The 17,036-nt window shown below is 70.4% G+C and carries 18 protein-coding genes; 9 read left to right on the top strand and 9 right to left on the bottom strand.

The features are described from left to right. Positions 1 to 6: 6 nt before the first annotated feature. Complete coding sequence (locus K1T34_RS39790) at positions 7 to 741, bottom strand: alpha/beta fold hydrolase (protein ID WP_220239861.1); 735 nt, start codon at positions 739 to 741, stop codon at positions 7 to 9. Between the two features lie 164 nt (positions 742 to 905). On the opposite strand from K1T34_RS39790, the gene K1T34_RS39785 reads away from it, so the two are divergent. The 5 genes from K1T34_RS39785 to K1T34_RS39765 all read left to right on the top strand — a co-directional run bounded on the left by K1T34_RS39785 (position 906) and on the right by K1T34_RS39765 (position 5,529). Further along, positions 906 to 1,982, top strand: a complete 1,077-nt coding sequence (locus K1T34_RS39785; RefSeq protein WP_220239860.1) for an ABC transporter permease — start codon at positions 906 to 908, stop codon at positions 1,980 to 1,982. A 30-nt stretch (positions 1,983 to 2,012) separates the two neighbouring features. Continuing rightward, the gene (locus tag K1T34_RS39780; RefSeq protein ID WP_220239859.1) at positions 2,013 to 3,005 is read left to right on the top strand and encodes a substrate-binding domain-containing protein; all 993 of its coding nucleotides are present in this window, start codon (positions 2,013 to 2,015) and stop codon (positions 3,003 to 3,005) included. Positions 3,006 to 3,024: 19 nt separating this feature from the next. Continuing rightward, on the top strand, positions 3,025 to 3,792 hold the full coding sequence (locus K1T34_RS39775) for an ATP-binding cassette domain-containing protein (RefSeq protein ID WP_220239858.1): 768 nt from the start codon (positions 3,025 to 3,027) through the stop codon (positions 3,790 to 3,792). 131 nt (positions 3,793 to 3,923) lie between these two features. Continuing rightward, on the top strand, positions 3,924 to 4,652 hold the full coding sequence (locus tag K1T34_RS39770) for an SDR family NAD(P)-dependent oxidoreductase (protein ID WP_220239857.1): 729 nt from the start codon (positions 3,924 to 3,926) through the stop codon (positions 4,650 to 4,652). Positions 4,653 to 4,689: 37 nt separating this feature from the next. Further along, the gene (locus K1T34_RS39765) at positions 4,690 to 5,529 is read left to right on the top strand and encodes a sugar phosphate isomerase/epimerase (RefSeq protein WP_220239856.1); all 840 of its coding nucleotides are present in this window, start codon (positions 4,690 to 4,692) and stop codon (positions 5,527 to 5,529) included. A 485-nt stretch (positions 5,530 to 6,014) separates the two neighbouring features. On the opposite strand, the gene K1T34_RS39760 is transcribed toward K1T34_RS39765, so the two are convergent. Continuing rightward, complete coding sequence (locus K1T34_RS39760) at positions 6,015 to 6,167, bottom strand: hypothetical protein (RefSeq protein ID WP_220239855.1); 153 nt, start codon at positions 6,165 to 6,167, stop codon at positions 6,015 to 6,017. A gap of 179 nt (positions 6,168 to 6,346) precedes the next feature. Between K1T34_RS39760 and K1T34_RS39755 the strand changes: the two genes are divergently transcribed. Then, on the top strand, positions 6,347 to 7,138 hold the full coding sequence (locus K1T34_RS39755; protein ID WP_220239854.1) for an alpha/beta fold hydrolase: 792 nt from the start codon (positions 6,347 to 6,349) through the stop codon (positions 7,136 to 7,138). Positions 7,139 to 7,144: 6 nt separating this feature from the next. On the opposite strand, the gene K1T34_RS39750 is transcribed toward K1T34_RS39755, so the two are convergent. From K1T34_RS39750 to K1T34_RS39730, 5 genes are all read right to left on the bottom strand, one after another. Next, positions 7,145 to 7,813 carry a nitroreductase family protein gene (locus K1T34_RS39750; protein WP_255637894.1) on the bottom strand — a complete coding sequence of 223 codons (669 nt, stop codon included), beginning with the start codon at positions 7,811 to 7,813 and terminating at the stop codon, positions 7,145 to 7,147. Then, positions 7,810 to 8,652: an alpha/beta fold hydrolase gene (locus tag K1T34_RS39745; RefSeq protein ID WP_220239853.1), complete on the bottom strand. Its 843-nt coding sequence runs from the start codon at positions 8,650 to 8,652 to the stop codon at positions 7,810 to 7,812. The genes K1T34_RS39750 and K1T34_RS39745 overlap by 4 nt, the downstream gene beginning before the upstream one ends. An 8-nt stretch (positions 8,653 to 8,660) precedes the next feature. Continuing rightward, entirely contained in the window at positions 8,661 to 9,422 is a 762-nt protein-coding gene (locus K1T34_RS39740; protein ID WP_220239852.1) for an SDR family NAD(P)-dependent oxidoreductase, read from the bottom strand. A gap of 66 nt (positions 9,423 to 9,488) precedes the next feature. Continuing rightward, the gene (locus tag K1T34_RS39735; RefSeq protein ID WP_220239851.1) at positions 9,489 to 10,271 is read right to left on the bottom strand and encodes an IclR family transcriptional regulator; all 783 of its coding nucleotides are present in this window, start codon (positions 10,269 to 10,271) and stop codon (positions 9,489 to 9,491) included. Then, the gene (locus K1T34_RS39730) at positions 10,268 to 11,536 is read right to left on the bottom strand and encodes an FAD-dependent oxidoreductase (RefSeq protein WP_255637893.1); all 1,269 of its coding nucleotides are present in this window, start codon (positions 11,534 to 11,536) and stop codon (positions 10,268 to 10,270) included. Before K1T34_RS39730 ends, K1T34_RS39735 begins: the two co-directional genes overlap by 4 nt. 85 nt (positions 11,537 to 11,621) lie before the next feature. On the opposite strand from K1T34_RS39730, the gene K1T34_RS39725 reads away from it, so the two are divergent. Further along, a complete protein-coding gene (locus K1T34_RS39725) occupies positions 11,622 to 12,512 on the top strand; it encodes a LysR family transcriptional regulator (protein ID WP_220239850.1) in 891 nt (296 codons plus the stop codon). 277 nt (positions 12,513 to 12,789) lie between these two features. Here K1T34_RS39725 and K1T34_RS39720 read toward each other — a convergent pair whose 3' ends face one another. Both K1T34_RS39720 and K1T34_RS39715 read right to left on the bottom strand, forming a co-directional pair. Continuing rightward, positions 12,790 to 13,647 carry an alpha/beta hydrolase gene (locus K1T34_RS39720; RefSeq protein ID WP_220239849.1) on the bottom strand — a complete coding sequence of 286 codons (858 nt, stop codon included), beginning with the start codon at positions 13,645 to 13,647 and terminating at the stop codon, positions 12,790 to 12,792. A 91-nt stretch (positions 13,648 to 13,738) separates the two neighbouring features. Continuing rightward, the gene (locus K1T34_RS39715; protein ID WP_220239848.1) at positions 13,739 to 14,614 is read right to left on the bottom strand and encodes a LysR family transcriptional regulator; all 876 of its coding nucleotides are present in this window, start codon (positions 14,612 to 14,614) and stop codon (positions 13,739 to 13,741) included. 154 nt (positions 14,615 to 14,768) lie between these two features. Between K1T34_RS39715 and K1T34_RS39710 the strand changes: the two genes are divergently transcribed. Next, positions 14,769 to 15,617: a sugar phosphate isomerase/epimerase gene (locus K1T34_RS39710; RefSeq protein WP_220239847.1), complete on the top strand. Its 849-nt coding sequence runs from the start codon at positions 14,769 to 14,771 to the stop codon at positions 15,615 to 15,617. Between the two features lie 34 nt (positions 15,618 to 15,651). Then, positions 15,652 to 16,965: an MFS transporter gene (locus tag K1T34_RS39705; RefSeq protein WP_220239846.1), complete on the top strand. Its 1,314-nt coding sequence runs from the start codon at positions 15,652 to 15,654 to the stop codon at positions 16,963 to 16,965. Positions 16,966 to 17,036 lie beyond the last annotated feature (71 nt).

Raw genomic sequence — 17,036 nt, 5'->3', positions numbered from 1 at the left:
CTGGCTTCACTGGCGGGTCGTCCGCACCGCCACATCCGCGATGATCCTGGCGAGCCGGCCCGGTTGCGACAGCATCGGGCAGTGGCCGGAATCGATCTCCCGGACCGAGTCGAGCCGTGCTGCCAAGGTGCGCTGCACGTCCGGCACGATCGCGCGATCCTGAGTGCACACCACGTAGTGCGACGGCACTTCCCGCCAAGCGGCTCGGGTCGCCCGGGTGGTGCGAGTGTCGTGGAACTCCGGCGTCAGGCTCGCGACCGCCTGCTCCGCCACGGCGGGCGGGCAGTCGTGGTAGAACGCCTCTTTCGCGGTTTCGGGCGCCATGGACAGATAGTCCCCCGACCGGACGATGGCCGAGGCACCCGCGTCGGAACCCGGTTGTGCGTCGTTCACGGCGGCGACCGATTCCCCCACTTCAAGGCAGAACGCCGCCACGAAGATCATCGAGCGCACCGCGGGTACCGCTCGGATCTCGCCGATCACGGCACCGCCGTAGGAATGCCCGACGAGAACCACGTCACCCGCCACTCCGGTGAGCACCCGCTCGAGGTGGTCACGGTGCCCGTGGAAGGTGGCGTCTCCCCCGGCCCGCCCTGGCCCGGGCAGCGTCACCGGCACGCACGGAAATCCGTCGGCCTCCAAGAGCTTCACCACGGCGTCCCAGGCCGAAGCGGCGTGCCACATCCCAGGCACGAGGACGATGGTGGGCAACGACTTCCGCTGTGAGTCCGAACCGGACACCGGGTGTTCCTTTCGAGAACGACTGGTCGCCGGACCGTACCGGCGGCGTCACTTTCCCGCCGTCGCGCGAATTCCACCGGGTGGAAGCGCCCGCTCGGCCCTGCCTGACCCACGGGCGACCCTCACCACACCGCCCCTGGAGTCAACGCCGACAAGGAGCTTGCATGAACGTCCCGTCCCCGAAGCGGACAGCGGCACCGGTCCACCGCGATCCTCTGCAACCGGCAACCGCGATCCCGGAGCTCACCTCTCGGAGACCCCGGCCCCTGCCGGACTTCCTCGAACGCAACGCCAGCCTGTGGACGCTCGGCGTGCTCGTGCTCATCATCGTCGGCTTCGCCGCCACGACCGACAACTTCCTGACCAAGCAGGGCTGGCAGGCGATCTCCGTCAGCGGCACCGAAATCCTCCTCCTCGCCGTCGGGGAGACGTTCGTGATCGTCTCCGGCGGAATCGACCTCTCGATCGGCGCCGTGCTCGGGTTCTCCGGCATGGTCTCCGCCGTCGTGATGCGCAGCCTGCTCGGCACCGGCTCCGGAGCCGGGCTGGTCATGGTCACCGGGCTCGTGGTTTCCCTGACCGTCGGAGCTGTCTTCGGGCTGGTCAACGGACTGGTGATCACCCGCTTCAAAGTCACCCCGTTCATCGTGACGCTCGGGGCGCTGGGTGTGGCCGAGGGCGCGACCCTGCTGCTCAACGGGGGTCAGGACATCTCCGACCTCCCTCCTCGGCTCTCGGAGATCGGCAACCTGCTCCTGGCCGACGGGTGGCTCGCCGTCCCGGTGGCGGTAGCGGTGGCCGTGACCGTCGTCGCCTGGGTGTTCCTGGCGAAGACCCGGTACGGACGCCGGGCACACGCCATCGGGAGCAACGCCCAGGCAGCCGTCCGGACGGGCATCGACGTACGGGCCCAGCTCGTGCGCACCTACGTGCTGTCGGGACTCGTCGCGGGCCTGGCCGGCTACCTCGCGATGGCACAGCTCGGGGTGGCGACCATCACCGCGGGGCAGAGCGACGAACTGTCCGCGATCGCCGCCGTCGTGATCGGCGGGGCGAGCCTGTCCGGTGGACGCGGTTCCATCGCCGGCACCGCGATCGGCGCCGCCATCATCGCCGTGCTGGAGACCGGGCTCGTGATCGCCAAGGCGAACTCCGCGTGGCAGCTCATCGTGGTCGGCGCCATCCTCGTCGGCGCCGTGCTCGCCGACCAGCAGCGGGTCCGCGCCGCCCGCTCCGCGTGACCCCACCCCTTCCGGACCAAGGAGACCCCCATGCCCCGTTGGCGCAGAACGTTCGCGCTCACTCTCTCCGCCGTCACCGCCGCCGCGCTCGCCGCGTGCAGCGGCGGCACTTCGACCAGTGACTCGGCGACGAAAAAGTTCACCGTCGTCTACGTCCCCGGCGTCACTCAGAACCCCTACTTCGACACCATCAAGCGCTCGATGGAGCCGGGCGCGGCCCGCGACGGCATCACCCTGGTCCACCAGGGATCTCCCAACTTCTCTGCCACAGATCAGACGAGAGTGCTCAACGCGGTCCTCACCCAGCGACCCGACCTCCTGGTCGTCGCACCGGTGGACCCGGTCGCGATGCGCCCGCCGATCCAGCGATTCCTCTCCGCGGGGATCCCGGTCATCACGGTCGACGGCACGCTCGCCGACCCCAGCGGCCTGGTCAGCCGGATCCACGGCAACGGATTGCAGGGCGGTCGGCTCGCGGGCCGGCAGATGGCCCAGTACACCGGCGGAACCGGCACCGTCGCGATCATCAACATCATGGCCGGCAACACGAGCCTCGACCAGCGCGTCGAGGGCTTCGAGGCGGGCCTGCGCGAAGCCGCGCCCAACGTTCGGATCGCCCCCGTGAACAACGCCGGCGGGAACCCCTCCGGTTCCCAGGCCGCCGCCCGTTCCCTGCTCGTCGCCTACCCGGACTTGAAGGGGATCTACGGGGTCACCGAGGTCAACGCGGAAGGCGCCGCAGCCGCGCTCACCGCCGCCGGCCGAACCGGATCGGTCCCCATCGTCGCGTACGACGGAACCCCCACCGAAGTGAAGTACCTGCGCGACAAGTCACTGCAGTACCTCGTGGTCCAGAACGCCAAGGCCACCGGGGAAACCGCCATCCGGTTCGCCTCGGCGTACCTGCGGGGCGACAAGGCCGCGGTCAAACCCGAGGTGACACTCGACGCGGTCGGAGCCGATCTCGAGACCATCGACCACCCCGACGTCAAGGAGCTCCTTTATGGACCGGCGATCAACTGACCCCCGCGGGAGCATCGACATGACCGGAACGCACGAACCGATCCTCGTCGCGCAGAACCTCACCAAGATCTACGGCGGCCTGACGGCCCTGGCCGGAATCAGTCTGGAGCTCTACCCGGGCGAAGTGCTCGCCCTCGTCGGAGACAACGGTGCGGGCAAGAGCACCCTGCTCGGCATCCTCTCCGGCAACATCACCCCGACCTCCGGCCACCTCATGATCGACGGGGAGGTCCGGCACCTGAGGCGACCTGCCGACGCGACGGCGGCGGGGATCGCGACCGTGTACCAGGACCTCGCGCTGGCCCTGGACCTCGACGTGGCCGACAACCTGTTCCTCGGACGCGAACTGAGCCCCCGGCAGGGTCCCGGACGGTGGGTCCGGTGGCTGGACCGGCGCCGGATGATGAGCGAGGCGAGAGCGGCCCTCGACGACATCCACATCCGGATCCCGGACCTGCGCAGCGAATGCCGGAAGCTGTCGGGCGGGCAGCGCCAGGCGATCGCGATCGCCCGCGCGGTCACCTGGTGCAAGCGGGCCCTGCTGCTCGACGAGCCGACCGCCGCGCTGGGTGTGGAGCAGCAGCGGGAGGTGCTCGCGCTGATCGACAAGGTCCGGGCCAAGGGGATCGCGACGATCCTGGTCAGCCACCAGCTGCCCCACGTGCTCGAGATCGCCGACCGCATCGCGGTGCTCCGGCGCGGGCGGCTGGCCGGCGTGCTCGACCGGAGTGAGGCCTCGACGGAGCGGCTCATCGCGCTCATCACCGGGCTGGAAACCGCTGCGTAGACCCGGCTCCGGTGCGGCCGCCGTCGGCCGCACCGGAGACACCACCCAGCGGAAGGCACTCCTTCCGCCACCGCCCGCCACACGCCGACGATGGCCGGAAACCGTCTCGGCGAGGACAGGAGAGCACAGTCATGGATCGAACCTTGGCCGGTCGCACCGCCGTGGTGACCGGGGGCGCCCGCGGAATCGGGGCGGGTATCGTGCAACGGCTGGCCGCCGAGGGAGCCACGGTGGCGATCTGGGACCGTGACCTCAGCGGACTCGTTGTTTCCGAGGCGGGCACGGCGTTCCAGGTCGATGTGACCGACGCGGACTCGGTGGCCCGGGCGCACGCCGCCACCGTGGCAGCCGTGGGCGAGGTGGACATCCTCGTCAACAACGCCGGCATCAACGGACCTGTCACCCCCGTGGAGGACTACCCGCCAGAGGCCTGGCGACAGGTGCTGGAAGTCGACCTCACCGGGGTGTTCCTCTGCACCCGGGCAGTGCTGCCCGGGATGAAGGCGCGTCGCCGCGGCCGGATCCTCACCGTGTCGTCGATCGTCGGCAAGGAAGGCAACCCGGGCATCAGCGCCTACGCCGCGGCCAAAGCGGGCGTCATCGGGTTCACCAAGTCCCTCGCCCGGGAGCTGGGCGACAACGGGGTACTCGTGAACTGCATCGCCCCGGCGATCACCGAGACGGAGTTCTTCCGCCAGCTCACCCCCGAGCACATCGCGGCCAGCAAGGCGAAGATCCCTCTCGGCCGATTCCTCACGGTGGCCGAGATCGCGGCCATGGTCGCCTTCGTCGTGGGCCCGGACTGCACCTTTACCAACGGATTCACGTTCGACCTCTCCGGCGGCCGCGCCACCTACTGACGCACCGTCCACGATGGACATCAATCTGGGAGAGCCCGTGCCAGACTTGGCCTGCAGCGCGAACACCCTCCGCCACGCCGATCTCGCCACCCGCATCCGCGCCGCGGCCGGGGCCGGCTTCACCGCGATCGGCCTGCGGCTCGACGACTACCGCAGCTGCGGGCTGGCCGACGAAGCTGTGCGCGACCTGCTCGACGAGCACAGCCTGCGCATCCTCGAGCTGGAGCACACCTGGGACTGGGCGGCCGGCGAGCCGGCGCCCGAGGAAGCGGCGATGTTCCACCTGGCCGACACCCTCGGCTTCCGCCAGCTCAACGTCCCGATGTTCACCGAGCACACCCGGACCGAGCTCGTCGAGTCCTTCGGCCGGCTGTGCGATCGCGCCGCGGATCACGGTGTGCTCGTGGGGTTCGAGTTCCTCCCCTACAGCAGTGCCCGCACGCTCGCGCAAGTCTGGGACGTCGTGGCCGCCGCCGACCGGTCCGGTGGCGGCGTCGTCATCGACTTCTGGCACTGGTTCCGCTCCGACGCCCAAGCGGCCGATCTGGCCGCGGTCCCAGCCGACCGGATCACGTCGATCCAGCTCTGCGACGTCCTGCCCGAGCCGCTCCCCGACCTGACCACCGAAGCGCGGCACCATCGGCTCCTCCCCGGCCACGGCGCCGGAAGCACCGCCGAGCTGCTCGACGCCTTGCGCCGGCACGGGGTCACCGCACCCCTTTCAGTCGAAGTGTTCTCGGACGACCTCGACGCCCTGCCGCCCGCAGCTGCGGCGAAGGCGGCCTTCGCCGCAGCCGAAAAGACCCTGGCCACCTACGGGCAGCTCGCCACCGCGCCATGGACCACCAGCCTCGGGCAGCCCGGAACCCGGCAGTGATCGCGCCTGGAGCTCGCGGGTCGTAACGCCGGGCAGCGTCGACAGTAGCGGCTCGAGCAGGTACATCCAGCTGACGTAGGAAATGCCCGGTTTACATCGCAGCGTCCACTTCGGACTCCTGTGATGCGGACGCGTCGCACCGCGGAGACAACCCGGGGTTCGCCGGAGTGGGTCTCCCCGCGGCTGCTGCGCTGGCCCGACTACATCGACAAACGGCGCGCGAATCCGGTCCATCGGCCTCCCCCTCCCTCGCCGACGAGGCTGGCGGCGCACGATTTCCCAGCTGCCGGTGCACTGCGAGGAGTCGTAAGAAGCGCCCGGTGCACACGCCGTCAACGAGCACACCGTCGACGGCGGCGCGCTGGGAGATGGTCATCTTCGTCTGGGCGATCGCACGGCTGCCCACGCCGTCGCTGGTGTGCCCGCCGAGGAAGATCAGGATGCTCACGCCGTTTTCGAAGCCCGTGCGGCTGGCCTCGATGAACTCACGGCGGACCCTTGAACCAGGTCGCGCTCATCCACCCCCACCCCGGGTGCCACACGGTCGCGAAGCGTTCTCTGTCGCCCGCGTCGCGCCAGAGCGCCCAGTTCTCCACGAGTTCGCGGATCAGCAGGCGGTTGTCGTCGGGCTTCGTCACGTGGTCCTCTTCCTGTGTCGCGGCGACGCCCGTATACCGTCGGCTGAGGGCGATTGGTCGCCGGGCGGCTTCCGCCCGGTGGAACGTGCGGCTGCCGATCCCGCGGTGCGGGAGCAATGCTGTTGGGCGGCGGGCGGTGCGGCGTCCGCGATTTCCGTGCGAAGGTGGTTGGAGTTCCCATGCCCTCTACGAAAACCGGCCCGGCCGAGCTGTTCTACACCGATCAGGGCACCGGCGATCCGGTGCTGCTGGTCCACGGCCTGGCCTGCGATTCGCACGACTGGCTGTTCCAGTTCGACGCGTTCACGGCCGGCCACCGCGTGCTCGCACCGGACCTGCGCGGGCACGGTCGCTCGTCGGCGCCCGCGTGGGGCTACACCCCGCAGGAGTTCGCCGCGGACCTTGCCGGCCTGCTCGACCAGCTCGGCACAGGACCGGTTGTCGCCGTGGGACACTCGCTCGGCGGCAATGTGGTCTCCGCGCTGGCCGTCGCCCGCCCCGATCTGGTCCGCGCGGTCGTCGCGGTCGATCCCGCGTATGGGACCAGCCAAGCGACGGCCGCGGCGCTCGCGAACCTGTCGGAACAACTGGGCACCTACGAGGGCAACGAGATCGCCGCGACCGCGTTCGCCGCGCTGGAGCCGTCCGCCCAGCCGTGGCTGCGGTCCTGGCACGGCCGGCGGATCACGGGCATGGAGCCCCGGGTCCTGGCGGAAGCTTTCCATCGCATCTACTTCGGCGACGGCCAGTTCGGCGTGCGACCCGCCTCGGATGAGTTCCTGGCCGCCCGCAGCTGCCCGGTGCTGGCCGTGCACGGCTCCGCGGAACTGGCCGACTGGGAACGCTCGCTGTGCGCGCACCCGGCCAGCCAAGCGGTGGCCTGGCCGGGTGCCGGGCACTGGCTGCACCAGGAACGCGCCGACGAGTTCACCACGCTGGTGCTGGACTGGATCGCGAAGTTGCCGGACTGAGCAGGCTCACCACTGGTCCCAGTGCAGGAAGTCGCCGCTGTCGGCACGGGAGCCCGGTTTGAAGCTCGTGCCGATCGTGTAGGCGACCGGCGTGAGCGCGGCCTGCACGACGGTGTCGTACGGAATGCCGAGCAGTTCGGCCATCTCCCGCTCGTACGTCAGGTGCGCCGTAGTCCACGCAGTGCCGAGGCCGCGTTCCCGGGCCGCGAGCATGAAGCTCCAAAACGCCGGGAGCACCGAGCCCCAATTGCCGGCCTGGCCGCGGATCGTGTCCAGCGAGGACCGGTCGTCCACTCGCAGGCACGGGATCAGCAGCACCGGCACCTCGTGCAGGTGCTCGGCGAGGTGCCCGAGGCTTTCGGCGATCCGCCGCCACTCGGCCGAGGCGAAGCTCATCCGGGTGGGCAGCGGGCCTGCCGAACCGGAGCCGTCCCCGGCCATCAGCCCGCGCAGCCATATCTCGGCGACGGCCCGTTTGCGGTCCGGCTCCTCGACGAACACGAAGTCCCACTGCTGCCGGTTGCGCCCGGACGGTGCCTGCGCGGCCACGCGCACGCATTCCTCGATCACCTCCCGCGGCACCGGCCGATCGAGGTCGAGGCGCTTACGCACCGAACGGGTGGTGGTGAGGACCTCGTCGGCGGACAGGCCGAGAGTCTGCGGTGACGTCGTCATGACTGCGCTCCAGTGGTCGGGGTGTGGTCGGGGTCCAGGCCGTCGAGCCATCGCTCGACGTCCGCGGTGAACCGCTCCGGTTGTTCCTGGTGCAGCCAGTGCCCGGCGCCCGAGTAAGTGAGGACCTGGTCATCGGCCCGCTCGGCGAACTGTTCCCCCACCACGCCACGGGTTTCGTTGCGGTAGATGGCGAGCAACGGCGCCTGGCGCCGGCGCAGGAACTCGCCGGTGCCGGGGAGGAAGTGGAACGAGTCCGCGCCGAAGGCGAACTCGTCGAACATTTCCCGGAGCACGTCCGGACGCGCCCTTTGCGCGGACGCGCGGTGCAGCCGGGCAAGCTCACGGGGCGTCGACGGGTTGTCGTCGAACGCCTTGAAGTAATCCACGGCCACCTGGACGGGATCGGCACCACTCAGGCTGCGGGAGACGTCGCGGAGCCGGTCCTCGGCCTCCGCCCCGAAACCGTAGGCCGGGTCGACGGTCACCAGCGCCCGCACGTGCTCCGGGTAAGTCACCGCGATCGTCGCGGCGACCTCGGCACCGGCCGAATGACCCGCGACGACCGCCGGTCCGAGCGCGAGCGCGTCGAGCACCCGGACGACGTCTCGGGCCAGCACCGCCGGCGAATAGCCGTCCACACCGGTGCTCGATCGGCCGTAACCACGCAGATCGACCGTCACGACCCGGTGCCGCGGGGTGAAGCGCCCGATGAGCGCGGCCCAGTCCGACGAGTCGCACGCCCAGCCGTGCAGCAGCACGAGCGGGTCGCCGGGTGCCTCGCCCTTCGCGAGGTGATCTTCGAAGTACAGCACCACTTCGGGTGTTTCGAGGTAGGTCATCGGTCTCCCTAGGGGGCGGGCGCCAGCTGAGCACCACCGGCGACGTGCAGCACTTCGCCGGTGATGAACGCGGCGCGGGGCGAAGCCAGGAACGCGACAGCTTCGGCGACGTCGGCGGGCGTGGCCATCCGGGACAGCAGGGTCATCCGCCGGTGCCGCTCCAGATGCCGGGCGAGCTCGTCGCCCGTGCGCCCATCGGTGACGAACGACGTGGCCACGGTGCTCGGCGCGACCGCGTTGACCGTCACGCCCAGCGGTCCCAGCTCGACGGCCAGCGCGCGGGTGAGCCCGACCAGGCCGGCCTTGGACGACACGTACGCGAGCGGGCCACCGCTGAGCCACGTTCGCGACGCGATGTTCACGACCTGGCCGCCGCCGCTCGCGCGCCACAGCGGCGCCGCGGCCTGACACAGCGACGCGGGACCCCAGAGGTTCACCGACAGCACGCTCTGCCACTCATGCTCGCCGAGTTCACCGAAGCTGCTCTTCTGGTTCAAAGCGGCGTTGTTCACGAGCTGATCGAGCCGGCCGTAGGTGTCGCGCACCCGGTCGACGAGTGCGTGGTTGCCTTCGTCTGAGGAAACGTCGGAAGCCCAGCCGACCGCGGCTGAGCCGGTCTCCTCGGCGATCTCGCGGGCGACTGCGGCGGCGTGGTCACCGTCGCGGTCCGCGAGCACGACGGTCGCGCCGTCGCGGGCCAGGTACCGGGCGATGGTGCTGCCGAGCGCACCGGCTCCACCGGTGACCACGGCGACCCGTTCGGGGCTCATCGCGCACCGTCCTTTCCTGACGACACAGGGGTTCTCCTCTTCTTCGGGTTTCTCAGGCGTGAGCCGTCAGCCCGGCTGGCGCAGCAGGACCGGGAGGTCCTCGCGCGCGGCGAGCCGCCGGGAGATCCGGTCCGTGGCCGACCGCAGCGCGGCCTCGTAGCGGGTGAGCGTCACGTGTGAGTACGTCACGACACCGACCGCGGCTCGCAGGGAACCGTCGCAGCCCGTCACCGCGGCGGCGATCGACGCCGCGCCGAGAGCGAACTCCTCGTGAGCAGTCGCAACCCCCACGTCGCGGGCGGCTCGCACTGAAGCGGCGAGCCGGCCAGGCATGACCACCGTATGCGGGGTGTGGCGCCGGAGGCCGCGGCTGCCGAGCTCGGCGAGCAACGCGGGTGAGCTGTGCGCGAGCAGCACCTTGCCGACCGCGGTGGCGTGCAGCGGCAGGCGTTCGCCGACTTCGGCGCGCGTAGCCACCGAGCGGAGCCCGGCCACGCGCTCGACGACGAGGGCGCTGTCGCGATCGAGGACCACGAGGTGGACGCTCGCGCGGGTGGCCTCGTACAGGTCCTGCAAGACCGGGAGCGCTATTTCGCGCAGTGGAGCCGGCGCCGCGGAGCGGTTGCTCAGCTCCCACAGGCGCAGGCCGATCCGGTAGGTGCCCGACGGATCGCGCTCGACCCCGCCCCAGGCCTCGGCGGCGGCGAGGATCCGGTGAGCCGTGGTGAGGGGCAGGCCAGAGCGCTGGGCGATCTCGGCGAGGGTGAGTTCGCCGTCGCCGAGCACCCCGAGCAAGGTGAAGAGCCGGTCGATGGTGGAGCGGCCCGGATCGCGCGCGTTCCCGCTCACAGCAACGCTCCCTGCTGCCGGAGGACCTCCTGCACCTCGGCGCGGTGCACCACTCCCGAACGCGCGAACAACGCGGCGGCGACACCACCCGCGTGCCCGGTGGCGAACGCGGTGCCCATCACTCGCACCGAGCCGTAGGCGCGGCCGTCGGAACTGACGAGCCGGCCACCGGCCCAGAGGTTGCGCAGAGAAGCCGAAGTGATGCTGCCGTAGGGAATGTCGTACCAGCCGTCGTCCTTGATCCCGTGGTGCGAAACGACACCGGGCACGGCATGGTCCTCCATCGGCCAGCCGCCCCGGGCGACGACCTCGTGCGGGCGCTTCCGCCCGGTCGTCACGTCGTCCGCGGTGATCGCGGTGAGCCCGGCCAGGCGGCGGGTCTCACGGATCCCCAGCTCCGGCCCGGTGGCCGCGAGGAAGCTGGACTCCCAACCGCGCATGCCGGTACGCAGCGCACGGAAGTAGTGCATCGCCAGCTGCCGGCCCTCGATCTCGGCTGACGTCGTTTCGGCCACGTCGAGCACGTCGCGGTGCTGGTCGGCGACCAGCACCATGATCTCCCGGGAGACCGGCAGCCGCACCGTCACGCCGTGGTCGCGCGGCAGCGTGACGCCGGTCGCGCGCCGGTAGGCCGACACCGCCGAGCTCATGCCGGCGTGGGTGAGATCGCCGTCCTCGCGGACTCCGCCGACCCGCATCACCAGGGTGCTGGCCTGGCGCTCCTCGGCGGGCAGCACCGTGGCGTCCGCACCGGCTGCTTCCAGCAGCACCCCGTCGCCACTGCAGTCGACGAACGCGTCACCTTCGATGCGCAGTCGCCCGCCGGGGTGCGCGACGGCGATCGTCGTGACGCGGTCGCCGACCGTGCTCGCGGAGAAGACGGTGGCGTGCAGGAACACGGTCACCCCGGCCTCGACGACCAGGGAGTCGAAGACCCGCTTGGTTGTTTCGAGGTCGAGGAGCACGACCTTGTTGCCCGATTCGGCGGAGGTGTGCGTGAGGTAGAGGTCCAGCTCGTCGAGCCGGTCCAGGAACCGCTGGCCCACGCCGGCGACGACTTGCCCGTGCGAGCGGTCGAAGAAGCCGCAGTAGGTCAGAACGGAACTCGCCACCGCTGCGCCACCGAGGTACCCGTGGCGCTCGACGAGGCACACGCGGGCACCCGTCTGCGCGGCACTGACCGCCGCGGCCACTCCGGCCGCGCCTCCGCCCACTACCACGACGTCGAACTTCTCCCCGGCCACCCGGGATTCGCTGCTGCTCACGAGTCCATCGTGTCCCGATCAGCGGTCATCCAAAAAGTGCTTACTGAGCAGCTTAGATATGCCCCAGGGGCATACAATTGCCCGTATGGTCGAACTGAGGCACCTCGAGTACTTCCGCACGGTCGCCGAGCTCGGGTCCATCGCGAAGGCCGCCACGGCCCTGCACATGACCCAGCCGACGCTGAGCCGGCAGATCGCGCAGCTCGAACGGAACCTCGGGTACCGGCTGTTCCAGCGCAGCGCGCGCGGCGCCGCGCTCACCCCGGCCGGCGAGGGATTGCGCGCCCACGTCGGCGCGATCTTCGTGCAGGTGGACCGGATCCCCGAAGTCCTGGAAGCCGCCGAGCGGGCCGAGCGCCTGGTCCGGCTCGGCATCCCGCCCGGTCTCCCCCACCGCTGGTTCGAGATGTTCCGCGGCGCGCTCGCCGAGGCGGCGCCGTCGGTCAAGCTGTCACTGCACGAGGCGACCACCGACGAGCAGCGCCAGCTCGTGCTCGGCGGCCTCGTCGACATCGGGCTCTTGCACGTGGACCCACCGGAGCTGCACTCGTCCCTGGTCGTGCTCCAACGGTTCGGGTGCGCAGTCCGCGACAGCTCGCGGTTCGAGGGCAGGCGGACGATGACGTTGCGCGATCTCGAAGGCATGCGGGTGCTCGCCCACTCCGCTCAGGACAATCCCGGTGAAGAGGTGCGCCTGCGTGCGTCGGTGGAGGCCGAGGACGTGAAGATCACCTGGCTGTTCCGCCGGTTCTCGGAGCACAGCTCCCTGATCGCGGAGACGGCCGGCGCTGATGCCGTACTTGTCGGCGAAACCTCGGCGCGCCGTCATTTCCCCGGCTGGCGCTGGATCCCGCTCGATCCCGCCGACGAGGTCAACGCCCTCGTCCGCACGTGGGCCGTCTGGGTCGACCTCGACCGGCCGGGTGTGCGGGAGTGCCTCGACGCGATGGCCGTGGTCGCGGACCGCGCCGCCTGAGGCGCGTCTGACAAAGGCTGCGGATTGTCGCTGGGATGCTGATGTGTCGCGGTTTCAGTTGTTGTCGGATGAGGCACACGCCGGGGTTCGCGCGGCAGTCGCCCACCGGGATCGGCCCGGTTGACTGCCGATGCCGCAACGTCGTGGGCCGCCGCTTCAAGCTGGTCAAGCAGTGCCGCGGCCTGGCCGCCCGCTACGACAAGATGGCCGTCGTCTACCGCACCGCGGCAGACCTCCATGCTGTGATCACCTGGCCAAACGCGTTATCAGGCACGCCCTAGTCCCGTTCGCCGAAGAAGGCCAGCAGTTCAGCGGCCACCACCGCCGGCTGCTCCTCGGGCACGTAGTGGCCGCACTCGGCCACCGCGGTGCCGCGCACGTCCGTGGCGTACTGCCGCCAGACGCCGAGCACGTCCTTGTCCCGCAGTCCTCCGTCGCCGCCCCAGAGCAGCAGCAGCGGCTGCCCGAGGACGTTCCCGTCGGTGTGGTCGCGCTCGTCGAGGTCGAGGTCCACACCGAACCCGGCGCGGTAGTCCTCGAGCGACGCCCGCAGGTGCCCGGGCTCGCTGAAAGCCGAAACGTACTCCTCGAAGGTCTCGTCGTCGATCGCGCCGGACGCCCGGGGACGGCGGAAGAAGAAGTTCAAGTACGGCTCGACGTTGCCGGCGAGCAGCAGTTCGGGGAGCTCGGGCTGCAGGTGGAAGAACCAGTGCCACATGGCGGTCGCCGAGCGCCGGTCGTAGGTGGTCATCACCTCGCGGGTCGGCAGGATGTCGAGCAATGCCAGCCGCCGCACGTCGCCCGGGTGGTCGAGCGCCCAGCGGTGCGCGACCCGCGCGCCGCGATCGTGCCCGGCCACCAGCGCCGAGCCGTGTCCCAAGTGGACGATCAGCTGATGCAGGTCCGCAGCTGTCGCTCGCTTGTCGTACCCGGTCGCCGCGAGCCCCGAAGAACCGTAGCCGCGCAGGTCCGGGACGACGACCGTGTAACGCTCGGCCAGCGCCGGCAGGACATGCCGCCAGCACAGGCCGGTCTGCGGCCAGCCGTGCAGCAGCACGACCAGCTCGGGGCCCTCGCCCATCGTCCGGTAGCTCAGCCGGACCTCGTCCAGGTCCGCATATCGGGTTTCGACCATGTCCGCCTGCTCCAGTCTCGGTTCACTGCCGACGTTAGGACTCGCCTGCCGGAGACGTCACGAACGGCTTCCGCCGGGCGGAAAGGCGTGGTCAGCCGACTTCCCGGTCCGCGATCACCTCGATGACCTCACCGACGATCAGCCTGCTGTCGGTGCGGCGGATCACCCACGTGGTCAGCGCCATCGGGAGATCGCGCAGCGGAGCCCACGGCCAGTCGGGCAGCTGCTGGCCCGCGGTGTAGGAGCTGACCACGGCGACCTCGGCGCGCGCCGCCTCGGCGGACGCGCGTGCGTGCTCGACGAACTCGCCGAACAGCCACACCGGATGCACTCCGGCCGCGAGCGTCGCGGCCAGCAGGCTTTCCTGCTGGCCGGGTACCTGTTCGCGGGAATGGATCAGGACCCGCCGGCCGTCGAGATCGGCGAGCCGGTGCTCCGCCGCGGCCTCGAGCGGATGCCCGGGCCGCACGGCGATCCCGAACGACTCCTGCCACACCATCCGGCCGACCACGCCTTCGGCCGGCCTCTGGTGGACGATCGCGGCGTCGAGCCGGCCCTCGCGCAGTAACAGGAGCTGGCGGGCGCTGCTCGCCTCCACCAGGTCGAGAGAACACCTCGGCACCGCACGGCCGACCTCCCGGACCACCTGCAGCAGCCACGTCGCAGACAGACCGGGCGGGATGCCCAGGGCGACCCGCTCGTGCGGGGTTTCGTGTTGCGAAACGATCTCGCGCGTGGCCGCCTGCAAGGCCAGCAGGTGCCGGGCGTGCCCCACCAGCGCCTGCCCGGCGGCGGTCACCGTGACCCCCTGCGGCGTGCGCGCGAACAGTTCCTCGCCCAGCTCGTGTTCCAGCGCCCTGATCTGGCGGCTCAGCGAGGGCTGCGCGACGAGCAGCTGCGCGGCTGCCCGGTTGAACGACCCGGCCTCGGCCACGGCCAGGAAGTAGCGCAAATGTCGTAGTTCCACGGACGCCTCCGATCAATGCCCGAGAAGCATAACCAGCCATGTCGACAGAGTCTTGGACATCCGCCGGGCTGCGCGACTGTACTGGCTTGCACATCACATTTCCCTGCCCCCAGACCGGATTCGGTCGATGGGGATAACCCGTTGGAGTACCTGGATGAAGATGGGCATCTGCTCGGTCTGCCTCCCGGATCTAACCCCGGAGCAGGCGGTCGGCGCGGTGCGCGACCTCGGCTACACCGGGATCGAGTGGCGGATCGCGCCGGACAGAGCTGCCGCCGGTGCGCCGTCGTTTTTCGGCTACAACCGGTGCACGGTCGCGCCCACGCTCCACGACGTGGCCCGCGCCGTGGAGCTCAGCCACTCGGCCGGGTTGAGCGTGCTCGGCCTGGACACCTACCTCGACACCGGCGACCACGAGGGGGCGAACCTCGCGTTCGAGCTGGCGGCCGACGCGGACGTGCCCTGGATCCGCGTGCGCGCGCCTTGGCGCGACGGCCGCCCTTACCGCGAACTGCTGTCCGAAGCACTCGGCTTCTTCGCAGTACTGGAGCGGCTGGGCCGCGACCACGGCGTGCGCGCGTTGCTCGAGCTGCACCAGCGATCGATCGCGCCCAGTGCGTCGCTGGGCCACCGCCTGGTCGGCGAGTTCGATCCCCGGTGGCTCGGCGTGATCTACGACGCGGGCAACCTCGCGATCGAGGGCTACGAGGACCACCGCCTTGCCTTCGACCTGCTCGGTCCGCACCTCGCGCACGTCCACCTCAAGAACGTCGCCTACACCCGGCCGGTCGAAGGCGGTCCCTGGCAGTCGCGGTGGTCGACGCTGGACGACGGTGTGGTCGACGTCGCCGGTTTGCTCACGGCGCTGCAGGACGTCGGCTACGACGGCTGGGTCAGCCTCGAGGACTTCAGCACACTGCGCCCGCCCACCGAAACCGCGCGCTTCAACGCGGAACTTCTCACCGATCTCGCCGCGCGGCAGTCCGCCGCTCACTCGCTCTGATCCGTTCGTTCCCTCAACGAGGAGGCCGCGACCCATGTCGCTGAACAGTCCCGCCACCGGCGAGACCGACCACCCGCCACTGACCACGCCGGACCCCGCGGCTCCCAGCCGGCTGCGTGCCTGGACGACCACGGCTGCCGTGGTCGGCGCGACCGTGGTGACCTTTCTGGACAAAGCGCTCGTCGGCCTGGTCGCCACGCCCGTGCAGAAGGAGTTCGGGCTCACCGCCACGGAGTTCGGCACGATCAGCAGCGCGTCGTACGTGCTGCTCGTCGCGGCCTGCCTGGTGATCGGCCTGCTGTCGAACCGGCTCTCGCCGCGAGTGGTGCTCCTGATCTGCGGTGTCCTGTGGGCGGTCGGCCAGGTTCCCGCTTTCCTTGCCGTGGCCGGGTTCCTGCTGGTGCTCAGCCGGCTCGTGGTCGGCGCAGCCGAGGGCCCGGTGGTGCCGCTGTCGCACACGGTCGCGTATTCGTGGTTCCCCAACGATCGCCGGGGGCTCCCCGCGTCGCTGATCACCAGCGGCGCGGCGCTGGCGAAGGTCGCGCTGCTACCGATCCTGACCGTGGTGGTGGTGAGCCTGGGCTGGCGCAGCGGCTTCCTGGCCGTCGGAATCCTGGCGTTGGTTTGGGTCGTCGTCTGGTTTTTCGCCGGCCGGGTCGGGCCCTACACGACCGACGAACCGGCCGCCGAGACCACAGTGGCCGGTCCGGGTCTCTCGTGGAAGCGGCTGTTGCTGAGCCCGACGTTCGTGGTGGCCGCCATCGTGTACTTCGCCCAGAACGCGCTCGCTTCTGTGATCTACACCTGGCTGCCGTCGTACTTCGAGCACGGCCTCGGCTTTTCCGCCGCGGCATCGGGATTCCTGTACACCGTCCCGAGTGGAATGGCGATCATCGCGCTACTCGTGGCCGGTACCGTGTCCGACCGGTTCCTCAGGCGGGGCACCAGTTCCCGCAAGGTGCGCGGCATCAGTGGCGGCATCGTGGTGGCTGTCGCGGGGCTGCTGCTGACTTTGCTGCCGTGGACGACGTCGGCGCTGCCTGCCATTCTCCTGCTGGTGTTCGGGTACGGGATGTCCGTGGTCGTCAACACCGTCACACTGCCCACCGTGGCCGAAATCGCTCCCGCTCGGCGCCGAGCCGGTGCGCTCGCCGTGCTCGCCGCCATCGGCAGCGCCGCGGGGATCGTCAGCCCACTCGTGACCGGCGTGATCCTCGACGCCACCGACACGCCGCAGGGCGGCTACACCACGGCGTTCCTGCTTTTCGGCGGTTTCGTGGCGCTGGCCGGAGTGCTCTTCGCCTGCGTCGCCAACCCGGAACGCGAACTGCGGCGCGCGCAAGCCTGAGATGCCTGAGCTGTCCTGGCCGCCTGGCGCTCAGGACGGCTCGCCGCTGCGCAACCGCGACTGGTAGCGGG

Origin of the sequence: Amycolatopsis sp. DSM 110486 (assembly GCF_019468465.1) — a bacterium.
GTDB lineage: Bacteria > Actinomycetota > Actinomycetes > Mycobacteriales > Pseudonocardiaceae > Amycolatopsis.
The sequence above is the reverse complement of the archived record's forward strand: the minus strand, read 5'-3'. Positions and strand labels throughout refer to the sequence as shown.

Excerpts from the sequence above, each read along its gene's own strand:
- K1T34_RS39785 (WP_220239860.1), top strand. The coding sequence starts at position 906 with ATGAACGTCCCGTCCCCGAAGCGGACAGCGGCACCGGTCCACCGCGAT.
- K1T34_RS39780 (WP_220239859.1), top strand. The coding sequence starts at position 2,013 with ATGCCCCGTTGGCGCAGAACGTTCGCGCTCACTCTCTCCGCCGTCACC.
- K1T34_RS39775 (WP_220239858.1), top strand. The coding sequence starts at position 3,025 with ATGACCGGAACGCACGAACCGATCCTCGTCGCGCAGAACCTCACCAAG.
- K1T34_RS39770 (WP_220239857.1), top strand. The coding sequence starts at position 3,924 with ATGGATCGAACCTTGGCCGGTCGCACCGCCGTGGTGACCGGGGGCGCC.
- K1T34_RS39755 (WP_220239854.1), top strand. The coding sequence starts at position 6,347 with ATGCCCTCTACGAAAACCGGCCCGGCCGAGCTGTTCTACACCGATCAG.
- K1T34_RS39750 (WP_255637894.1), bottom strand. The coding sequence starts at position 7,813 with ATGACGACGTCACCGCAGACTCTCGGCCTGTCCGCCGACGAGGTCCTC.
- K1T34_RS39745 (WP_220239853.1), bottom strand. The coding sequence starts at position 8,652 with ATGACCTACCTCGAAACACCCGAAGTGGTGCTGTACTTCGAAGATCAC.
- K1T34_RS39740 (WP_220239852.1), bottom strand. The coding sequence starts at position 9,422 with ATGAGCCCCGAACGGGTCGCCGTGGTCACCGGTGGAGCCGGTGCGCTC.
- K1T34_RS39725 (WP_220239850.1), top strand. The coding sequence starts at position 11,622 with ATGGTCGAACTGAGGCACCTCGAGTACTTCCGCACGGTCGCCGAGCTC.
- K1T34_RS39720 (WP_220239849.1), bottom strand. The coding sequence starts at position 13,647 with ATGGTCGAAACCCGATATGCGGACCTGGACGAGGTCCGGCTGAGCTAC.
- K1T34_RS39710 (WP_220239847.1), top strand. The coding sequence starts at position 14,769 with ATGAAGATGGGCATCTGCTCGGTCTGCCTCCCGGATCTAACCCCGGAG.
- K1T34_RS39705 (WP_220239846.1), top strand. The coding sequence starts at position 15,652 with ATGTCGCTGAACAGTCCCGCCACCGGCGAGACCGACCACCCGCCACTG.